The following is a 17,294-nucleotide window of genomic DNA, read 5'->3' on the forward strand; positions in this document are numbered from 1 at the left end:
TCAGGCTCCTTTCACGGGGGTGGTTGGGGCTGCGGCGTCCACTTTGGGTACGGCAACTTCGTCGCTGCCAATAATGGCAGCGTGGGCAATAACGGCCTGGGCTTCGGCCTTGGCGGCAGCCGGGTCTACCGCGGCAGCAGCCGACAGCGTGCGTTTTTCAATCCGCTTCTCGGGGTTGGCGTTCAGCACAATGCGGTGTACGTAAATGCCGGGCAGGTGCACCTGGTCGGGGTCCATGGCGCCGGTTTCGACGATCTCCTCGACTTCCACAATGCAGACCTTGCCGGCCATGGCGGCGGCCGGGTTGAAGTTGCGCGCTGTCAGGCGGAACTGCAGATTGCCGGATTTGTCGGCGCGGAAAGCCTTGACCAGGGCGACTTCAGGCACCAGGGAGCGCTCCATCACATAGGTTTCGCCGTTGAATTCGCGCAGCTCCTTGCCTTCGGCCACCAAGGTGCCGACACCGGTCTTGGTGAAGAAAGCCGGAATGCCGGCGCCACCGGCACGCAGCTTTTCGGCCAGCGTGCCCTGGGGGGTGAATTCCAGCTGCAGCTCGCCCGCCAGGTACTGGCGCTCGAATTCCTTGTTCTCGCCCACGTAGCTGGAGATCATTTTCTTGATCTGCCGGGTTTCCAGCAGCTTGCCCAGGCCGAAGCCATCGACACCGGCGTTGTTGGAGATGACGGTCAGGTCTTTCACGCCGGAATCGCGCAGCGCGTCAATCAAGGCCTCGGGGATGCCGCACAGGCCGAAACCACCCACGGCCATCAGCTGGCCGTCCTTCACAACGCCTTGGAGCGCTTCGGCGGCAGAGGGGAAAATTTTGTTCACACAGGTCTCCGGTTAAAAGATCAAGGCGTACGATACTACCTATTTAATTACGTAGTTTTTCGTAAAGGGTTTGCCCGATGGATCTGGCTGCAGCAGTGGATTACCAGCTGGCTTTCGCGCTGGCGCCGGTCGGGCTGGTGGTATCGCGCAATCGCGCCATTGTGGACTGCAACCAGCATCTGTGCGAGATGTTCGGCGCCGACCGGGAGCAGCTGATCGGCCAGTCGTTCCAGGTGCTCTACCCCAGCGCGGTGGAGTTCGAGCGCACCGGCACCCGCATCACACTGACCATGGATGCGAAAGGCCATTACGCCGACGACCGCATCATGCAGCGCGTGGACGGCCGGCTCAAAGGCGAGGTGTTCTGGTGCCACGTGATCGGCCGGGCCTTTGACCGCAATGCGCCGCATGCGGCCGGCATCTGGAGCTTTGAAGACCTGTCGTCGCGCCGCCCGGTGCAAGCCGCCCTGACGCCGCGCGAACGCGAGGTGGCGGCGCATGTGATGACCGGGCTCACATCCAAGGAAATTGCCAAACTGCTGGGCATCAGCCACCGCACGGTGGAGATTTACCGCGCCACCTTGATGCGCAAGTACAAAGCCTCGACCACTGCCGATCTGACGCAGAAGCTGATGGGTGGCTGAATTTATAGAAAATCGGCCTCTGGCGCAGATAGCGGCTGCGCTAGCAGCTACCAAATATGTAGCATACGAATGCTGACCCCAAACGCACTTCGGGCCTGCTAACCGAAGCTAGCAGGCCCGAAGTGGGGTTTACCGTCGGTACCCCAGTCTTGGCCCCAACCCCTCTTCACCAGAAACACCGCAGAACTGGCTCCGCCAGGCTGCTGGTGTTGCCCCCTGCAAGGGGGTCGGCGAAAAGCGCTTGCGCTGTAGCCTGGGGGTGTGCCGATCAGTTACGGGTTTGGTCAACCAGCTTGTTCTTGGCAATCCAAGGCATCATGGCGCGCAGCTTAGCACCCACAACTTCGATGGAGTGTTCAGAGGTCAGACGGCGGCGGGCGGTCATGCTGGGGTAGCCAGTGCGGCCTTCCAGGATGAACATCTTGGCGTATTCGCCGGTCTGGATGCGCTTCAGGGCGTTGCGCATGGCTTCGCGGGATTCAGCGTTGATCACTTCGGGGCCGGTCACGTACTCGCCGTACTCGGCGTTGTTCGAGATCGAGTAGTTCATGTTGGCAATGCCGCCCTCGTAGATCAGGTCCACGATCAACTTCAGTTCGTGCAGGCATTCGAAGTAGGCCATTTCAGGGGCGTAGCCGGCTTCCGTCAGGGTCTCGTAACCCATCTTGATCAGCTCGACAGCACCACCGCACAACACGGCTTGTTCGCCGAACAGGTCGGTCTCGGTTTCTTCCTTGAAGTTGGTTTCAATGATGCCGGCCTTGCCGCCACCATTGGCCATCGCGTACGACAGGGCCAAGTCACGGGCCTTGCCGGTCTTGTCCTGGTGCACAGCCACCAGGTGGGGCACGCCGCCGCCCTGGGTGTAGGTGTTGCGCACGGTGTGGCCAGGGGCCTTGGGAGCGACCATCCACACGTCCAAGTCAGCGCGTGGCACGACCTGGTTGTAATGCACGTTGAAGCCGTGGGCGAAGGCCAGCGAAGCGCCTTGCTTGATGTTGGGCTCGACGTTGTTCTTGTAGACACCAGCGATGTCTTCGTCAGGCAACAGAATCATGACCACGTCAGCGGCCTTGACCGCGTCGTTGACTTCCAGCACGGTCAGGCCGGCTTTGCCAACCTTGTCCCAGGAAGCGCCGCCCTTGCGCAGACCGACCACGACCTTCACGCCGCTGTCGTTCAGGTTTTGCGCGTGCGCATGGCCTTGGCTGCCGTAACCAATGATGGCGACCGTCTTGCCCTTGATCAGGCTGAGGTCACAGTCTTTGTCGTAAAAAACTTTCATGTTCTGCTTTCAAAAATTAAAGGTTTGGCGAAATGCCCATCGACAGGCTCAGGGCGAACGTAATACGCAATCGCCAAAAATAGTCCGTTCGCGTTGAGCCCGTCGAAACGCGCGTACGGACGACTCAAAACTAAACCCGCAGGATGCGCTCACCACGGCCGATGCCGCTGGCACCGGTACGCACGGTTTCCAGGATCGCGCTGCGGTCCAGCGCCTCCAGGAACGCGTCGTTCTTGCCTTGGTCACCGGTGAGCTCGATGGTGTAGCTCTTCTCGGTCACATCGATGATGCGGCCTCGGAAGATGTCGGCCATGCGCTTCATTTCTTCGCGCTCTTTGCCGACGGCACGCACCTTGACCATCATCAGTTCGCGTTCGGTGTAGGAGCCTTCGGTCAGATCGACCACCTTGACCACTTCGATCAGGCGGTTCAGGTGCTTGGTGATCTGTTCGATCACGTCGTCCGAGCCGGAGGTCTGGATGGTCATGCGCGACAAGGTGGCGTCTTCGGTCGGAGCGACCGTCAGCGACTCGATGTTGTAACCACGGGCGGAAAACAGGCCGACCACGCGCGACAGCGCACCGGGTTCGTTTTCCAGCAAGACAGCAATGATGTGTTTCATAAGACTAGATTCCTCTTTTCGCCGCCCTCCCCCGTGCACGGTAATGCGCGGGCTTGGCGGGCAATAGATTCGTCAGAAAGTTAATACTATCGAATTGATAGCTGCCAGCGCAGGCAGTACCTGCGCTAGAGCCGTATTTGGCTTAAAGACCTGGTTACAGATCCTCGCTGCCCAGCAGCATCTCGGTGATGCCCTTGCCGGCCTGCACCATCGGGAACACGTTCTCGGTGGGGTCGGTACGGAAGTCCATGAACACCGTGCGGTCCTTCAGCTTGCGGGCTTCGCGCAGTGCGGGCTCCACATCTTCGGGGCGCTCGATCAGCATGCCGACGTGGCCATAGGCCTCGGCCAACTTGACGAAGTTCGGCAGTGCGTCCATGTAGCTGCTGCTGTAGCGGCCGGCGTATTCCACCTCTTGCCACTGGCGCACCATGCCCAGGTAGCGGTTGTTCAGCGAGCAGATCTTGATCGGCGTGTTGTACTGCAGGCAGGTCGACAGTTCCTGGATACACATCTGCACCGAGCCTTCGCCGGTGATGCAGAAAACTTCGCTCTCAGGTTTGGCCAGCTTCACGCCCATGGCGTAGGGAATGCCCACGCCCATGGTGCCCAGGCCACCGGAATTGATCCAACGGCGCGGTTCGTCAAAGCGGTAGTACTGCGCAGCCCACATCTGGTGCTGGCCCACATCGGAGGTGATGTAGGTGTCGGCATCCTTGGTCATGTTCCACAGGGTTTCGACCACATACTGGGGCTTGATCACGTCGCTGGAGCCCATGCTGTACTTCAGGCAATTGCGGCTGCGCCAGCCTTCGATGGTGCTCCACCAGCTGCCCAAGGCATCGGCGTCGGGCTTGGTGCCGGCTTCCTTGATCATGGCGATCAGCTCGGTCAGCACTTCTTTCACGTCGCCGACGATAGGTACATCGACCTTGACGCGCTTGGAGATGCTCGACGGATCGATGTCAATATGGATGATCTTGCGTTCGTTCTGGGCGAAATGCTTGGTATTGCCAATCACGCGGTCGTCAAACCGGGCGCCGACGGCCAGCAGCACGTCGCAATGCTGCATCGCGTTATTGGCTTCGATGGTGCCGTGCATGCCCAGCATGCCGAGGAATTTCTTGTCGCTGGCAGGGTACGCGCCCAGGCCCATCAAGGTGTTGGTGCAGGGATAGCCCAACATATCCACCAAGGTGCGCAGTTCTTGCGAGGCATTGCTCAGCAGCACGCCGCCGCCGGTATAGATATACGGGCGCTTGGCGGCCAACAGCAGTTGCAAGGCCTTGCGGATCTGGCCGCCGTGGCCTTTGCGCACCGGGTTGTACGAGCGCATCGCGACGGTTTCGGGGTAGCCGTGGTACGGCGTCTTCTTGAAAGACACGTCTTTCGGAATGTCCACCACCACCGGGCCGGGGCGGCCGGTGCGGGCAATGTGGAAGGCCTTCTTCATGGTTTCGGCCAGATCGCGCACATCCTTCACAAGGAAGTTGTGCTTGACGATGGGGCGGGTAATGCCGACGGTGTCGCATTCCTGGAACGCATCCAGGCCGATGGCGTGCGTGGGCACCTGGCCGCTGATGATCACCATGGGGATGCTGTCCATGTATGCCGTGGCGATACCTGTGACTGCATTTGTCAGGCCGGGGCCGGAGGTCACCAACGCCACACCCACATCACCGGTAGCACGCGCATAACCATCGGCAGCGTGCACAGCAGCCTGCTCGTGGCGCACCAGTACGTGCTGGATGGTGTCTTGTTTGTAGAACGCGTCGTAGATGTACAGAACGGCGCCGCCGGGGTAACCCCAGATGTGCTTGACGTTCTCGGCCTGGAGACATTTCACCAGAACCTCTGCACCCATAAGCTCTTGGGCGGTAGTACGCGGGGTATTTTGTGCGGCGGTAGACGCAGCGGCTGCCGAAGCGATTTCGGCTTTTGACATTTCCATGATGAACCTTTGTGAATTTCTCTAACGAAATACCTTGGGTGCTTCTTCACGCACTCTTTTGGAGTTGTGTCGAAACTTAAGACCAAAGCCATGGGCGAGCTGCTTGCATCGCCGAACCATGATCCGTTTGCTTTTTGACTAGCAACGTGGATTATGGCACTCCCGGGCATGAAAACTGGTGCACGCCCCAAGAAAATCAGCCGGCGATGCCATAATCCGCCCGCAAACGCCCCAAATCCGGGCGTATGCTTTCCAAAAACAACGCGTATTCCTTTACCGACCCGCCCCCACAGGCCCCACCCTCTTGGCTACTGAACGCGAACTTTCTGATTTCCTCAAGAGCGTCGAGAAACGGGCGTTCAAACGCTCGGTCTACCACGTGCGCAATGAGGAGTCGGCGCTCGATATCGTGCAAGACAGCATGATGAAGCTGGCCGAGCACTATGGCGACAAGCCGGTGGAAGAGCTGCCCATGCTGTTCCAGCGCATTCTGTCGAACTGCACGCTGGATTGGTTCCGGCGCCAAAAAACCCGTAACGCTTTGTTTTCCAACATGAGCGATTTCGAGTCTGGCGACGACGGAGATTTCGACTTATTGGAAACCTTTCAGCTTGCAGATGACTCTGAGCGCACGGAAAGTGCGGAAGACACCACGCGGCGGGCACAGGTTTTGCGTGAAATTGACACCCAGATACAAGAGTTACCGACACGTCAACGAGAAGCGTTCTTGATGCGTTACTGGGAGGAGATGGACGTTGCTGAAACTGCCAGCGCGATGGGCTGCTCGGAAGGCAGCGTCAAAACGCACTGTTCGCGCGCGGTCCAGTCACTTAGCAAAGCGCTCAAAGCCAGGGGAATATTTCTATGACAAAGCTGCACACACTCCAAATTCTGTCGCCCGAAGACCAGTTTGCGCGCCGCGTCACGGCACGTCTTTCCGAGGGTGCAGCCGATCTGCCACACGACATTTCCGAGCGGCTGCGCATCGCCCGAATGCAGGCTCTGGCGCACCGCAAGGCGGTCGTCATGCGCACCGCTACCGTGGTGGCCAGCCAGGGCGGCACCGCATCGCTGACTTTTGGCAACGACAGCCCCAGCTGGTGGAACCGTTTTGCGTCTGCATTGCCGCTGGTGGCCCTGGTGGCCGGACTGCTGACTATTTACGTGGTGCAGGATGACAACCGCGCCGACGAGCTGGCCGAGGTGGATTCCGCCCTGCTGTCCGACGATCTGCCTACCGCTGCGTATACCGACCCAGGCTTTGTCGAATTTCTCAAGTCCAACCGGGACAACAACCAATAATCGAGCCCCTTACGGATGCAGCCATCGCACAAGCGCTTTTTTTCTCTGTCGCCCTCTTCCGTGGCAGGCCTGGTCTGGGTAGGCTTGGCCTTGGCCGGATCACCGGCGTGGGCGCAAACGGCGGCACCTGCATCGATTCCCCTGGCCAAAGCCAGTGCGGCCGACCAGAAGCCGCTGTGGAAAGAGCTCACGCCTGCGCAGCAGGTCGCGTTGCAACCGCTATCCAGCCATTGGAATGACATCAGCGTCGGCCAGAAACGCAAATGGCTGGCTTTGTCGCTGAACTTTGCCAAGATGTCCGCGGACGAGCAGACCAAGCTGCACGAGCGCATGCTGGACTGGGGCTCACTAAGCCCTACCCAGCGCAGCCAGGCACGCCTGAACTTCGCCGAAACCAAGCGCCTGGCGCCCACGGAAAAGCAGGCCAAATGGGAGGCCTACCAGACCCTGGACCCCGAAGAGAAGCAAAAGCTGGCCAAAAACGTGCGCAACAAGCTGCCTGGTGCGGCCACGGCCGTCAAGCTGGTTCCGCAACAAAAGCTCGCCACCGTGCCGCCCGCGCGTAAAGACGAGCCCAAAGGCCCGTCCATCGCCACGGCGCCGCACCAGATCAACCCCAAGACCCTGCTCCCGCTGCCGGTACAGCGTATGGATGCCGCGCGGCCGCAGGCGGCCAATCCTCCCGCTACCAACGCACCATGATGGCATCGACTGCAGCGGCGGGTCCAGACCCACTGGCACCCACCGCGCCCAGCCTGCGCCGCCGCATGGCCTGCTGGCTGTACGAAGGCATGCTGATGTTCGGCGTGGTGTTCATTGCCGGCTACCTGTTTGGCACGCTGAGCCAGACCCGTAACGCCATGGACAACCGGCTGGGCCTGCAGGCCTTCTTGTTCGTCATCTTCGGCATCTACTTCACCTGGTTTTGGTCCAAAGGCCAAACCCTGGCCATGAAGACTTGGAATATCCGTGTGGTAGGCCAGGATGGGCGGGCCATTTCCCAGCCGCGCGCCCTGCTGCGCTATGTCTGCAGCTGGATCTGGTTTCTGCCGCCGCTGGCGGCCGTGGCACCGTTTGCACTGCCCGCCGGTGAAACCATGGTCATTCTGCTGGGCTGGGTGGCGGTCTGGGCTTTGCTGAGCCGCTTTCACCCGCAACGCCAGTTCTGGCATGACGCGCTGGCTGGCACCCGCCTGGTCGGCTCCTTGCCGCTGAGCCGGTGATGCCGCCGATGGAAGCACCCGCGGCGCAAAAATCCCGCAAAGGTTTGCAGCGCATCTGGCATGCGGCCGGCTACTCGCTGGCAGGGCTGCGGGCCGGCTGGGATGAAACTGCCTTCCGGCAAGAAGCCATCGCCGCCATCGTGCTGGTGCCGTTGGCGTTATGGTTGGCGAACAGCTGGGTGGAATTTGCCTTGCTGGCCGGCTCGGTGGTGTTGGTGCTGGTGGTCGAACTGTTGAACACCGGCATCGAGACCGCCATTGACCGCATCGGCCCCGAGTGGCATGCGCTGTCGAAACGCGCCAAGGACATGGGCAGCGCGGCCGTGCTGCTGAGTCTGCTGATGGCTGCAGCCATCTGGGCCATGCCCCTGCTGGGGCTGGCGAAACGACTGCTTACGTAAATTACACCGCGGATTCGTCCTGCTCGCCCGTACGGATGCGCAGCACGCGTTCCACGCTGGTCACAAAGATCTTGCCGTCACCAATTTTGCCGGTGCGCGCAGCCCGGACGATGGAGTCGATGCAGCGATCCACATCGTCGTCCTTGACCACTACTTCGACCTTTACCTTGGGCAAGAAGTCGACCACGTATTCGGCACCGCGGTACAGCTCGGTATGGCCCTTCTGGCGGCCAAAGCCTTTGACTTCGGTAACCGTGAGGCCGGTGACGCCGCATTCGGCCAATGCCTGGCGCACTTCTTCGAGTTTGAACGGTTTGAGGATGGCGGTGATTTGTTTCATGGTGCTAATTGGCCTCGGTTAAGCGCGGAAATGACTGGTTATAGGATAGCGCCAATCCTTGCCAAAACTGCGGTGGGTCACGCGAATTCCCACCGGCGACTGGCGGCGCTTGTATTCGTTGATCTTGATCAGGCGGGTCACGCGCTCCACATCGGCACGGTCGAAGCCGGCGGCGACGATGGCCTCCAGGCTTTCATCGTTCTCCATGTAGCGCTCCAGAATCGCATCCAGCACCTCGTAGGGCGGCAGGCTGTCCTGGTCGGTCTGGTCGGCGCGCAGCTCGGCGCTGGGTGGCCGGGTGATGATGCGCTCGGGGATCGGGTTGCTGCCCGTGCCGTACGGGTCGTTGGCGTTGCGCCAGCGCGCCAGCGCAAACACCAGGGTCTTGGCCACGTCCTTGATCACCGCGAAGCCGCCCGCCATGTCACCGTACAGCGTGCAATAGCCGGTGGCCATTTCGCTCTTGTTGCCAGTGGTGACCACGATGCTGCCGAACTTGTTGCTCAAGGCCATCAACAGGGTGCCGCGGATGCGGGCCTGGATATTTTCTTCGGTGGTGTCCTCGGCGCGGCCCACAAAATGCGGCGCCAGCGAAGCCTTGAACGCATCGAACTCCGGCAGGATGGAGATTTCGTTGTAGACCACACCAAGACGATTCGCCATGTCGCGGGCGTCAATCCAGGAAATGTCGGCGGTATAGGGCGACGGCATCATCACCGTGCGGACCCGGTCCTTGCCCAGCGCGTCCACCGCAATCGCCAGCACCAGGGCCGAGTCGATGCCGCCGGACAAGCCCAACAGCACGCCGGGGAAGCGGTTCTTGCCCACGTAGTCGCGCAGGCCCAGCACCAGCGCGTCCCACAGGTCAGCCTGCAGGCTGCGCTCGGGAACAATGCTTGCTTCCAATTTGATAGCTGCCTGCGCAGGTACTGCCTGCACGTAGAACAGATTTTCCTTGAATGCCGGGGCGTGACCACTGAGCGTACCGTCGGCATCCACGCAGAAGGAATTGCCGTCGAACACCACCTCGTCCTGCCCGCCCACGATGTGGGCGTAGACCAGCGGCAGGCCGGCGGCGCGGGCCCGGTCGGCCATGCGCACGATCCGCTCGCCGCCCTTGCCCACATGGAAGGGCGAGGCATTGATGACGGCCAGCAGCTCGGCCCCGGCCTGCTTAGCCAGCGCGGCGGGCTCATCGAACCAGGCATCTTCGCAAATCAGCAGACCGACCTTCACGCCCTGCACCTCGAACACGCAGACGCCGTGCCCGGGGGTGAAGTAGCGGCGTTCGTCGAACACCTGGTAGTTGGGCAGCTCGCGCTTGGCGTACGTAGCGAGCACGCGGCCCTCGCTGAGCACGCTGGCCGCATTGAAGCGGCGCTGCACGGCCACGGACTTGGTGCGGTCGTCGCCGCCGCTGGGGTGGCCGACCACGACGCACAGGCCGTTTAACCCGGCGAGTTCGCGGGCCACTGTTTTCACGGCATCATCGCAAGCAGCGGTGAAGGCCGGGCGCAGGAACAGGTCTTCGGCCGCATAGCCGCAGATCGACAGCTCCGGCGTCAACACCAGGCGCGCACCCTCGGCATAGGCGGTGCGGGCCGCATCGATGATTTTTTGCGCATTGCCGGCCAGGTCGCCGACGACAAAATTAAGCTGGGCAACACAGAGTTTGAGAGTCATGGAAACAAAAAATACGAGGGCAGCCGGCTGCTGCCTGCAGGGTGGGATATGAGTGCGACAGATTATGTCATCCGGGTGCTGGACTCGCCGCTGCTGCTGAGCGCCGAGGCCTGGAACGGCCTGCTGGCCCAGCAGCCCGACGCCAGCCCCTTCATGCGCCACGAATACCTGGCTGCGCTGCAGCTCAGCGGCAGCGCCACGCCCGCCACCGGCTGGACGCTGCGCCTGGTGACGCTATGGCAGGGCGAGGCCTTGCACGCCGCCTGCGCGCTGTACCTGAAAGACCATTCCTACGGCGAATACGTGTTTGACTGGGCCTGGGCCAATGCCTACCAGCAGCACGGCGTGCCCTACTACCCCAAGGCCATCATCGCTGCGCCCTTCACCCCCGTGCCCGGCGCGCGGCTGTTGGCCCGCGATGCCGCGGCGCGCCAGCTGCTGGTGCAGGCCGTGGTGGCCTGGTGCAACGAGCAAGAGCTGTCGTCGCTGCACGTGCTGTTTGCCAACCAGGAGGACGTGGACGCCTGTGCCGAGGCCGGCTTGATGCTGCGCCATACGGTCCAGTTCCATTGGACCAATACTGCGGCGGGCTACCAGGACTTCGACGACTTCCTGGCCTCCATGGCCCAGGACAAGCGCAAGAAGATCCGCCAGGAGCGCCGCAAGGTGGCGGACGCCGGCATCCGCTTCCGCTGGGCCCGGGGCCGCGACATCGCGCCGCAGGACTGGGATTTCTTCTACCGCTGCTACGAGCGCACCTACCTGGAACACGGCAACGCGCCGTATCTGAGCCGCGACTTCTTCCAGCGCATGGCCGACACCATGCCCGAGCACTGGCTGCTGTTCGTGGCCGAACGGGAGGACGCGGGAGTAATCAAGCCGATTGCTACCAGTTTGATAGCTATCAGCGCAGGTAATGCAAGCGCTAGCGGCCTAAATGATGCCCAACCTTTGGTTGCCTACGGCCGCTACTGGGGTGCCATCGAGCGTGTCGACTGCCTGCATTTCGAGGCCTGCTACTACCAGCCGCTGGCCTGGTGCATTGAACACGGCGTGGCCCGCTTTGAAGGCGGTGCCCAGGGCGAACACAAGATGGCGCGCGCCCTGCTGCCGGTCAAGACCACCAGCGCCCACTGGCTGGCCCACCCGGCGTTTGCCGATGCGGTGGAGCGCTTTCTGGAGCGCGAAGGCGCGGGGATTGCAGGCTACATGGACGACTTAGCCCAGCGCAGCCCGCTGAAACACCCTAAGCCCGCACAAACATCGTGACCAGCGGCTCCGAACCGACCTGGCGGCTCCAATGGCCGTGGACGTTGGGGTCGAAGGTGGCGCCGGCCGGCAGCACATCAGCCGAATAAAAGTGTTCGCCCGCCTTGAAGATGCGCGAGACGCCGCCTTGCAGGCCAATCTCCATCTGCCCACCCAGAATCACCACCCACTGCGGGTCGGTGGTGCAATGGAAGTTGCTCTGGAAGCCCACCGGGCTGTGGCGCAACTGGTAGCCGCCGCTGGGCTCCAGCGTGGACAGCTGGGAGGTGGGCGTGCCGCCGAGCAACTCCACGGCCTCGTCACGGAACTGGGCGCGGCCATCGGCCCCGGTGTAGAGCACGACTTTGGTGAATACGGTCATATCTGGTCCCACAAAATTGGAAGAAAGCGTCTGGCTGGGATCATAAGTGGCTGCGCTGATAATCTCCCCCCATGAATCCCCTGCTCACCAAACTCCAGCCCTACCCGTTTGAGCGGCTCAAGCAACTTTTTGCCAGCGTCACCCCGAACCCCGCCTACCGCGCCATCAGCCTGGGCATTGGCGAGCCCAAGCATGCGACACCTGCCTTTATTGAAACGGCCATGCTGGCCGGCATCAAAGGCCTGTCGGGCTACCCGGCTACCGGCGGCGACCCGGCTTTGCGTAACGCCATGGCCCAATGGATCCAGCGCCGCTACGGCCTGGAGCTGAACCCGGCCACCCAGGTGCTGCCGGTCAACGGCTCGCGCGAAGCGCTGTTTGCGTTTGCGCAGACCGTGATCGACCCCACCCAGACCGGTGCCACCGTGGTCTGCCCGAATCCGTTCTACCAAATCTACGAAGGCGCAGCTCTGCTGGGCGGCGCCACGCCCTACTACGCCCCCAGCGACCCGGCACGCAACTTTGCGGTCGACTGGGACAGCGTGCCCGCCGACGTCTGGGCGCGCACCCAGCTGCTGTTCGTCTGCTCGCCCGGCAACCCCACGGGCGCAGTGATGCCGCTGAGCGAATGGCAAAAGCTGTTCGCGCTGAGCGACCAGCACGGCTTTGTGATCGCCTCCGACGAGTGCTACAGCGAAATCTACTTCCGCGACGAAGCTCCGCTGGGTGGCCTCGAAGCCGCTGCCAAGCTGGGCCGCACAGATTTCAAGAACCTCATCGCCTTCACCAGCCTGTCCAAGCGCAGCAATGTGCCGGGCCTGCGCAGCGGCTTTGTGGCCGGCGACGCAGCGCTGATCAAGCCGTTTTTGCTGTACCGCACCTACCACGGCAGCGCGATGAGCCCGGTGGTGCAAAGCGCCAGCATCGCCGCCTGGAACGACGAAGCCCATGTGGTGGAAAACCGCGCGCTGTACCGTAGCAAGTTCGCCCAGGTTACGCCCATCCTGTCCGAAGTGATGGACGTGGCCCTGCCCGACGCCGGTTTTTACCTCTGGGCCCAGGTGCCTGGCCCGGCCACGGTGGACGGCCTGGACAGCGACGTGGCCTTCGCCCGCGACCTGCTGGCTGCCTACAATGTGACGGTGCTGCCTGGCAGCTACCTGGCACGCGAAGCCAACGGCCAGAACCCCGGCCGCCAGCGTATCCGCATGGCCTTGGTGGCAGAGACGGCCGAGTGCGCCGAGGCCGCCCAACGCATCCGACAATTCATCCAATCCAAAACCTGAAGCAGAGAACAACATGACACAACAACTCCAAGCCACCATCGACGCCGCCTGGGAAGACCGCGCGAATCTGTCGCCCACCGCCGCCTCGGCCGAAGTGCGTGACGCCGTCGCCCATGTGATCAACGAGCTGAACAACGGCCACCTGCGCGTCGCTACCCGCGAAGCCGTCGGCCAATGGACCGTGCACCAGTGGATCAAGAAGGCCGTGCTGCTGTCGTTCCGCCTGAAGGATAACGAAGTCATCAAGGCCGGCGACCTGGGCTTTTACGACAAGGTGCCCACCAAGTTCGCCCACCTGAGCGCGGATGAGATGAAGGCCACCGGCGTGCGCGTCGTGCCACCAGCCGTGGCCCGCCATGGCAGCTACATCGCCAAGGGCGCGGTGCTGATGCCGTCCTACGTGAACATCGGCGCCTACGTGGGCGAGAACACCATGGTCGACACCTGGGCCACCGTCGGCTCCTGCGCGCAGATCGGCAAGAACGTGCATTTGAGCGGCGGCGTCGGCATCGGCGGCGTGCTCGAGCCCCTGCAGGCCGGCCCGACCATCATCGAAGACAACTGCTTTGTCGGCGCACGCTCCGAAGTAGTTGAAGGCGTGATCGTTGAAGAGAACTCCGTTATCTCCATGGGCGTGTACCTCGGCCAAAGCACCCCGATCTACGACCGCGCCACCGACACCGTGACCTACGGCCGCATCCCCTCTGGCTCGGTGGTCATCAGCGGCACCCTGCCCAAGGATGGTGGCAAGTACAGCCTGTACGCGGCCATCATCGTCAAGCGCGTCGATGCACAAACCCGTTCCAAGACCAGCCTGAACGACCTGCTGCGGGATTGATCCCTGCCGCGCGGCGTTTTGGCAAACACGACACAAAGGTAATCGATGAGCACTATGGAACGGATCCTGCGCTTGATGCAGGAAAAACACGCCTCCGATGTCTACCTGTCGGCCAATTCGCCCGCGCTGATCCGCATCAACGGCCAGTGCGTGCCGATCAACAGCCAGATGCTGCAGGCCGACGCGCCGCGCAGCCTGCTGGCCGAGGTGGTGACGCCTGACCGCATCCAGGAGCTGGAAAAAACCGGCGAGCTGAACATGGCCGTGTCCCTGGCCGGCGTCGGCCGGTTCCGGGTCAGCGCCATGCGCCAGCGCGGCAGCTATTCGGTGGTGCTGCGCTACATCAATGTGGAAGTGCCGCTGCTGGCCAACCTGCGGGTGCCCGAGGTGCTGGGCGAGCTGGTGCTGCAAAAGCGCGGCCTGATCCTGATGGTCGGCTCGACCGGCGCCGGCAAGACCACCACCCAGGCCGCCATGATCGACCACCGCAACCAGCGCATGGGCGGCCACATCCTGACCATCGAAGACCCGATCGAGTACCTGTACAAAAACAAGCGCTCGGTGATCAACCAGCGCGAGATCGGCTCTGACACGGTGTCGCTCGAAGTGGCGCTGAAAAACGCGCTGCGCCAGGCACCCGACGTCATCCTGATCGGCGAAATCCGCGACCGCGAAACCATGTCGGCCGCCATTGCCTACGCCCAGACCGGCCATTTGTGCATGGCCACCCTGCATGCCAACAACAGCTACCAGGCGCTGAACCGCATCGTCAATTTCTACCCGGTGGAAGTGCGCGCCACCATGCTGGCCGATTTGTCGGTAGCGCTGAATGCCATCGTCTCGCAGCGCCTGCTGCGCACGCCGGCCGGCGAACGCGTGCCGGCCGTGGAGATCATGCTGAACACCTTGCTGGTGGCCGACATGATCGAGAAAGGCGATATCGGCGGCGTCAAGGAAGCCATGGAGAAATCCATCGCCGATGGCTCGCAAACCTTCGAAGGCGATATTGCGCGCCTGATCACCGAGGGCATCATCGACCGCAAGGAAGGCCTGGCCCATGCCGACTCGGCCACCAACCTGATGTGGCGGCTGCAGAACGACTTTGCCCGCGCCAGCCAGAAGAACGATGGCGAAGTCCTGCAAGCCGCGGCCGACGACGAGCCCTCCTTTACCGAAATCACCCTGGACGTACGGAACTGATGTCCCACACCCTGTACCTGGCTGAGCAACTGATCGCCCAGCCGTCCGTCACGCCCGATGACGCGCAATGCCAGGCCCTTGTCCAGGCCCGCCTGGCACCGCTGGGCTTTGAATTTGAAACCATCACCAGCGGCCCGGACAACTTCCGCGTCACCAACCTGTGGGCCGTGCGCCGCAGCACCTTTAAGGGTTTTAAGCCCGCAGCGCAGGCAGAATCTGCGCCAGCAGCTAGCAAACTCATAGCATTCGCCGGCCATACCGACGTGGTGCCCACCGGCCCGCTGGCGCAATGGAGCAGCGACCCGTTCATCCCCACGCACCGCGACGGCAAATTGTTCGGCCGTGGCGCCAGCGACATGAAGACATCCATCGCCGCCTTTGTGGTGGCGGTCGAAGAATACGTGGCCGCCCAGCCCGACACCCCGTTGTCCATCGCCCTGCTGCTGACCAGTGACGAAGAAGGCCCGTCCGTCGACGGCACGGTGGTGGTCTGCAAGCTGCTGCAGGAACGCGGCGAACGCATCGACTACTGCATCGTCGGCGAGCCCACCTCGGTGGAGCGCACCGGCGACATGGTGAAGAACGGCCGCCGCGGCAGCATGAGCGGCAAGCTGACCATCCGCGGCGTGCAAGGCCATATCGCCTACCCGCAGCTGGCCAAGAACCCGATCCACATGGCCATGCCGGCGCTGGCCGAGCTGGTGGCCATAGAGTGGGACGGGGGCAATGCCTTCTTCCAGCCGACCAGCTGGCAGATGAGCAATATCCACGCAGGCACTGGCGCCAACAACGTGATCCCCGGCACCGTGGTGGTGGACTTCAACTTCCGCTTCTGCACCGAATCCACACCCGACGGCCTGCAAAAACGCGTCCATGAAGTGCTGGACCGCCACGGCCTGGGCTACGACATCCAGTGGACCGTGGGCGGCCTGCCTTTCCTGACCACGCCCGGCACCCTGGTTGAAGCGGTACGCAAAGCGATACAGGCCGAAACCGGGCTGGACACCGAGCTGTCCACCACCGGCGGCACCAGCGACGCGCGCTTCATCGCCCAGATCTGCCCGCAGGTCATCGAATGCGGTCCGCCCAACGCCAGCATCCACAAGATCGACGAACACATCGCCGTGGCCGACATCGAGCCGCTGAAGAACATCTACCGCCGCACGCTGGAAAACCTGGCCAGCCATCCATGACCATTCTCGAACTCATAGAACAATCCGCCGCCCAGCTGGAGGCCGCAGGCGTGTCCTACGGCCATGGCACGACCAACGCCTTTGACGAAGCCGCCTGGCTGGTGCTGTGGCGACTGGGCCTGCCGGTGGACGACCTGGATTCTGTAGAAAATCAGCCTGTAGCGCAGGACAAGCAAGCGCTGGTAGCTACACTTTTGGAAGCACGCATCGCCAGCCGCAAGCCGGCGGCCTACCTCACCCAAGAGGCTTGGCTGCAAGGAGTGCCGTTCTATGTGGACGAACGTGCCATCGTGCCGCGCAGCTTCATCGCCGAGCTGCTGGTCGACGGCGGCATCGACTACTGGCTGCGCGAGGAAACCAGCACTGTGCTCGACCTGTGCACCGGCAACGGCAGCCTGGCCGTGCTGGCGGCCATGGTCTACCCCGACGTGCAGGTCACCGGCGCCGACATCAGCCCCGACGCACTGGCCGTGGCCCGCATCAATGTGGACAAGCACCAGCTGCAGCATCGCATCCAGCTGGTCGAATCCGATGGCCTGGCCCAGCTGGCCGGCCCGTTCGACCTGATTTTGTGTAACCCGCCCTACGTCAACAGCCAGAGCATGGCCGCCCTGCCCGCCGAATACCAGGCCGAGCCGGTGCTGGCGCTGGCCGGCGGCACGGACGGCATGGACTTCATCCGCAGCCTGCTGAAAAGCGCCGCCGCCAAGATGACGGCCGACGCCGTGCTGGTGCTGGAGATCGGCAACGAGCGCGAATACTTCGAGGCCGCGTTCCCGGCGCTCGAAGTGGTGTGGCTGGAAACCAGCGCCGGCGAAGACCAGGTGTTGCTGGTGACGCGCGAGGCGCTGGACGCGCTCTAAGC

Annotated in this window: 19 protein-coding genes; 12 read left to right on the forward strand and 7 right to left on the reverse strand. The window is 62.5% G+C overall.

What is annotated here, in order from left to right; translation table 11 throughout:
• Nucleotides 1-831, reverse strand: a complete 831-nt coding sequence (locus BLT66_RS00805) for a CoA transferase subunit A (RefSeq protein ID WP_092754523.1) — start codon at nucleotides 829-831, stop codon at nucleotides 1-3.
• A gap of 77 nt (nucleotides 832-908) precedes the next feature.
• Between BLT66_RS00805 and BLT66_RS00810 the strand changes: the two genes are divergently transcribed.
• Nucleotides 909-1,475, forward strand: a complete 567-nt coding sequence (locus BLT66_RS00810; protein ID WP_092754526.1) for a PAS and helix-turn-helix domain-containing protein — start codon at nucleotides 909-911, stop codon at nucleotides 1,473-1,475.
• A 268-nt stretch (nucleotides 1,476-1,743) separates the two neighbouring features.
• Here BLT66_RS00810 and ilvC read toward each other — a convergent pair whose 3' ends face one another.
• From ilvC to BLT66_RS00825, 3 genes are all read right to left on the reverse strand, one after another.
• Entirely contained in the window at nucleotides 1,744-2,760 is a 1,017-nt protein-coding gene (gene ilvC, locus BLT66_RS00815) for a ketol-acid reductoisomerase (RefSeq protein WP_092754529.1), read from the reverse strand.
• Between the two features lie 130 nt (nucleotides 2,761-2,890).
• Complete coding sequence (ilvN, locus tag BLT66_RS00820; RefSeq protein WP_092754532.1) at nucleotides 2,891-3,382, reverse strand: acetolactate synthase small subunit; 492 nt, start codon at nucleotides 3,380-3,382, stop codon at nucleotides 2,891-2,893.
• Nucleotides 3,383-3,536: 154 nt separating this feature from the next.
• The gene (locus tag BLT66_RS00825) at nucleotides 3,537-5,333 is read right to left on the reverse strand and encodes an acetolactate synthase 3 catalytic subunit (protein ID WP_092754535.1); all 1,797 of its coding nucleotides are present in this window, start codon (nucleotides 5,331-5,333) and stop codon (nucleotides 3,537-3,539) included.
• Nucleotides 5,334-5,637: 304 nt separating this feature from the next.
• Between BLT66_RS00825 and BLT66_RS00830 the strand changes: the two genes are divergently transcribed.
• The 5 genes from BLT66_RS00830 to BLT66_RS00850 are packed head-to-tail and all read left to right on the forward strand — an operon-like array spanning nucleotide 5,638 to nucleotide 8,259.
• Complete coding sequence (locus BLT66_RS00830; protein WP_092756953.1) at nucleotides 5,638-6,201, forward strand: RNA polymerase sigma factor; 564 nt, start codon at nucleotides 5,638-5,640, stop codon at nucleotides 6,199-6,201.
• Nucleotides 6,198-6,635, forward strand: a complete 438-nt coding sequence (locus BLT66_RS00835; protein WP_092754538.1) for a DUF3619 family protein — start codon at nucleotides 6,198-6,200, stop codon at nucleotides 6,633-6,635. The genes BLT66_RS00830 and BLT66_RS00835 overlap by 4 nt, the downstream gene beginning before the upstream one ends.
• Before the next feature lie 60 nt (nucleotides 6,636-6,695).
• On the forward strand, nucleotides 6,696-7,337 hold the full coding sequence (locus BLT66_RS00840) for a DUF3106 domain-containing protein (protein ID WP_255406711.1): 642 nt from the start codon (nucleotides 6,696-6,698) through the stop codon (nucleotides 7,335-7,337).
• Nucleotides 7,337-7,858, forward strand: a complete 522-nt coding sequence (locus BLT66_RS00845) for an RDD family protein (protein WP_255406801.1) — start codon at nucleotides 7,337-7,339, stop codon at nucleotides 7,856-7,858. The genes BLT66_RS00840 and BLT66_RS00845 overlap by 1 nt, the downstream gene beginning before the upstream one ends.
• Nucleotides 7,858-8,259, forward strand: coding sequence for a diacylglycerol kinase (locus BLT66_RS00850; protein WP_092754547.1), 402 nt, complete (start codon nucleotides 7,858-7,860; stop codon nucleotides 8,257-8,259). The genes BLT66_RS00845 and BLT66_RS00850 overlap by 1 nt, the downstream gene beginning before the upstream one ends.
• A 1-nt stretch (nucleotide 8,260) precedes the next feature.
• Here the strand turns inward: BLT66_RS00850 and BLT66_RS00855 are convergent, their stop codons facing one another.
• On the reverse strand, nucleotides 8,261-8,599 hold the full coding sequence (locus tag BLT66_RS00855; protein WP_092754550.1) for a P-II family nitrogen regulator: 339 nt from the start codon (nucleotides 8,597-8,599) through the stop codon (nucleotides 8,261-8,263).
• An 18-nt stretch (nucleotides 8,600-8,617) separates the two neighbouring features.
• A complete protein-coding gene (locus tag BLT66_RS00860) occupies nucleotides 8,618-10,282 on the reverse strand; it encodes an NAD+ synthase (RefSeq protein ID WP_092754553.1) in 1,665 nt (554 codons plus the stop codon).
• A gap of 48 nt (nucleotides 10,283-10,330) precedes the next feature.
• Between BLT66_RS00860 and BLT66_RS00865 the strand changes: the two genes are divergently transcribed.
• Nucleotides 10,331-11,551, forward strand: a complete 1,221-nt coding sequence (locus BLT66_RS00865) for a GNAT family N-acetyltransferase (RefSeq protein WP_092754556.1) — start codon at nucleotides 10,331-10,333, stop codon at nucleotides 11,549-11,551.
• Here the strand turns inward: BLT66_RS00865 and BLT66_RS00870 are convergent.
• A complete protein-coding gene (locus tag BLT66_RS00870; protein ID WP_092754558.1) occupies nucleotides 11,529-11,912 on the reverse strand; it encodes a cupin domain-containing protein in 384 nt (127 codons plus the stop codon). The genes BLT66_RS00865 and BLT66_RS00870 overlap by 23 nt on opposite strands.
• Nucleotides 11,913-11,983: 71 nt before the next feature.
• Between BLT66_RS00870 and dapC the strand changes: the two genes are divergently transcribed.
• The 5 genes from dapC to prmB are packed head-to-tail and all read left to right on the forward strand — an operon-like array spanning nucleotide 11,984 to nucleotide 17,292.
• Nucleotides 11,984-13,198: a succinyldiaminopimelate transaminase gene (gene dapC, locus BLT66_RS00875; protein ID WP_092754561.1), complete on the forward strand. Its 1,215-nt coding sequence runs from the start codon at nucleotides 11,984-11,986 to the stop codon at nucleotides 13,196-13,198.
• 13 nt (nucleotides 13,199-13,211) lie between these two features.
• Nucleotides 13,212-14,036, forward strand: a complete 825-nt coding sequence (gene dapD / locus BLT66_RS00880) for a 2,3,4,5-tetrahydropyridine-2,6-dicarboxylate N-succinyltransferase (protein WP_092754564.1) — start codon at nucleotides 13,212-13,214, stop codon at nucleotides 14,034-14,036.
• Between the two features lie 45 nt (nucleotides 14,037-14,081).
• The gene (locus tag BLT66_RS00885) at nucleotides 14,082-15,236 is read left to right on the forward strand and encodes a PilT/PilU family type 4a pilus ATPase (protein ID WP_092754567.1); all 1,155 of its coding nucleotides are present in this window, start codon (nucleotides 14,082-14,084) and stop codon (nucleotides 15,234-15,236) included.
• Nucleotides 15,236-16,429 carry a succinyl-diaminopimelate desuccinylase gene (gene dapE / locus BLT66_RS00890; RefSeq protein WP_092754570.1) on the forward strand — a complete coding sequence of 398 codons (1,194 nt, stop codon included), beginning with the start codon at nucleotides 15,236-15,238 and terminating at the stop codon, nucleotides 16,427-16,429. Before BLT66_RS00885 ends, dapE begins: the two co-directional genes overlap by 1 nt.
• A complete protein-coding gene (gene prmB / locus BLT66_RS00895; RefSeq protein ID WP_092754573.1) occupies nucleotides 16,426-17,292 on the forward strand; it encodes a 50S ribosomal protein L3 N(5)-glutamine methyltransferase in 867 nt (288 codons plus the stop codon). The genes dapE and prmB overlap by 4 nt, the downstream gene beginning before the upstream one ends.
• The last annotated feature ends 2 nt before the right edge of the window (nucleotides 17,293-17,294 follow it).

The organism is Rhodoferax sp. OV413, assembly GCF_900104385.1.
Lineage (GTDB): Bacteria > Pseudomonadota > Gammaproteobacteria > Burkholderiales > Burkholderiaceae_C > Rhodoferax_B.

Excerpts from the sequence above, each read along its gene's own strand:
- BLT66_RS00810 (WP_092754526.1), top strand. The coding sequence starts at position 909 with ATGGATCTGGCTGCAGCAGTGGATTACCAGCTGGCTTTCGCGCTGGCG.
- ilvC (WP_092754529.1), bottom strand. The coding sequence starts at position 2,760 with ATGAAAGTTTTTTACGACAAAGACTGTGACCTCAGCCTGATCAAGGGC.
- ilvN (WP_092754532.1), bottom strand. The coding sequence starts at position 3,382 with ATGAAACACATCATTGCTGTCTTGCTGGAAAACGAACCCGGTGCGCTG.
- BLT66_RS00825 (WP_092754535.1), bottom strand. The coding sequence starts at position 5,333 with ATGGAAATGTCAAAAGCCGAAATCGCTTCGGCAGCCGCTGCGTCTACC.
- BLT66_RS00835 (WP_092754538.1), top strand. The coding sequence starts at position 6,198 with ATGACAAAGCTGCACACACTCCAAATTCTGTCGCCCGAAGACCAGTTT.
- BLT66_RS00845 (WP_255406801.1), top strand. The coding sequence starts at position 7,337 with ATGGCATCGACTGCAGCGGCGGGTCCAGACCCACTGGCACCCACCGCG.
- BLT66_RS00850 (WP_092754547.1), top strand. The coding sequence starts at position 7,858 with ATGCCGCCGATGGAAGCACCCGCGGCGCAAAAATCCCGCAAAGGTTTG.
- BLT66_RS00855 (WP_092754550.1), bottom strand. The coding sequence starts at position 8,599 with ATGAAACAAATCACCGCCATCCTCAAACCGTTCAAACTCGAAGAAGTG.
- BLT66_RS00860 (WP_092754553.1), bottom strand. The coding sequence starts at position 10,282 with ATGACTCTCAAACTCTGTGTTGCCCAGCTTAATTTTGTCGTCGGCGAC.
- BLT66_RS00865 (WP_092754556.1), top strand. The coding sequence starts at position 10,331 with ATGAGTGCGACAGATTATGTCATCCGGGTGCTGGACTCGCCGCTGCTG.
- BLT66_RS00870 (WP_092754558.1), bottom strand. The coding sequence starts at position 11,912 with ATGACCGTATTCACCAAAGTCGTGCTCTACACCGGGGCCGATGGCCGC.
- dapC (WP_092754561.1), top strand. The coding sequence starts at position 11,984 with ATGAATCCCCTGCTCACCAAACTCCAGCCCTACCCGTTTGAGCGGCTC.
- dapD (WP_092754564.1), top strand. The coding sequence starts at position 13,212 with ATGACACAACAACTCCAAGCCACCATCGACGCCGCCTGGGAAGACCGC.
- BLT66_RS00885 (WP_092754567.1), top strand. The coding sequence starts at position 14,082 with ATGAGCACTATGGAACGGATCCTGCGCTTGATGCAGGAAAAACACGCC.
- dapE (WP_092754570.1), top strand. The coding sequence starts at position 15,236 with ATGTCCCACACCCTGTACCTGGCTGAGCAACTGATCGCCCAGCCGTCC.
- prmB (WP_092754573.1), top strand. The coding sequence starts at position 16,426 with ATGACCATTCTCGAACTCATAGAACAATCCGCCGCCCAGCTGGAGGCC.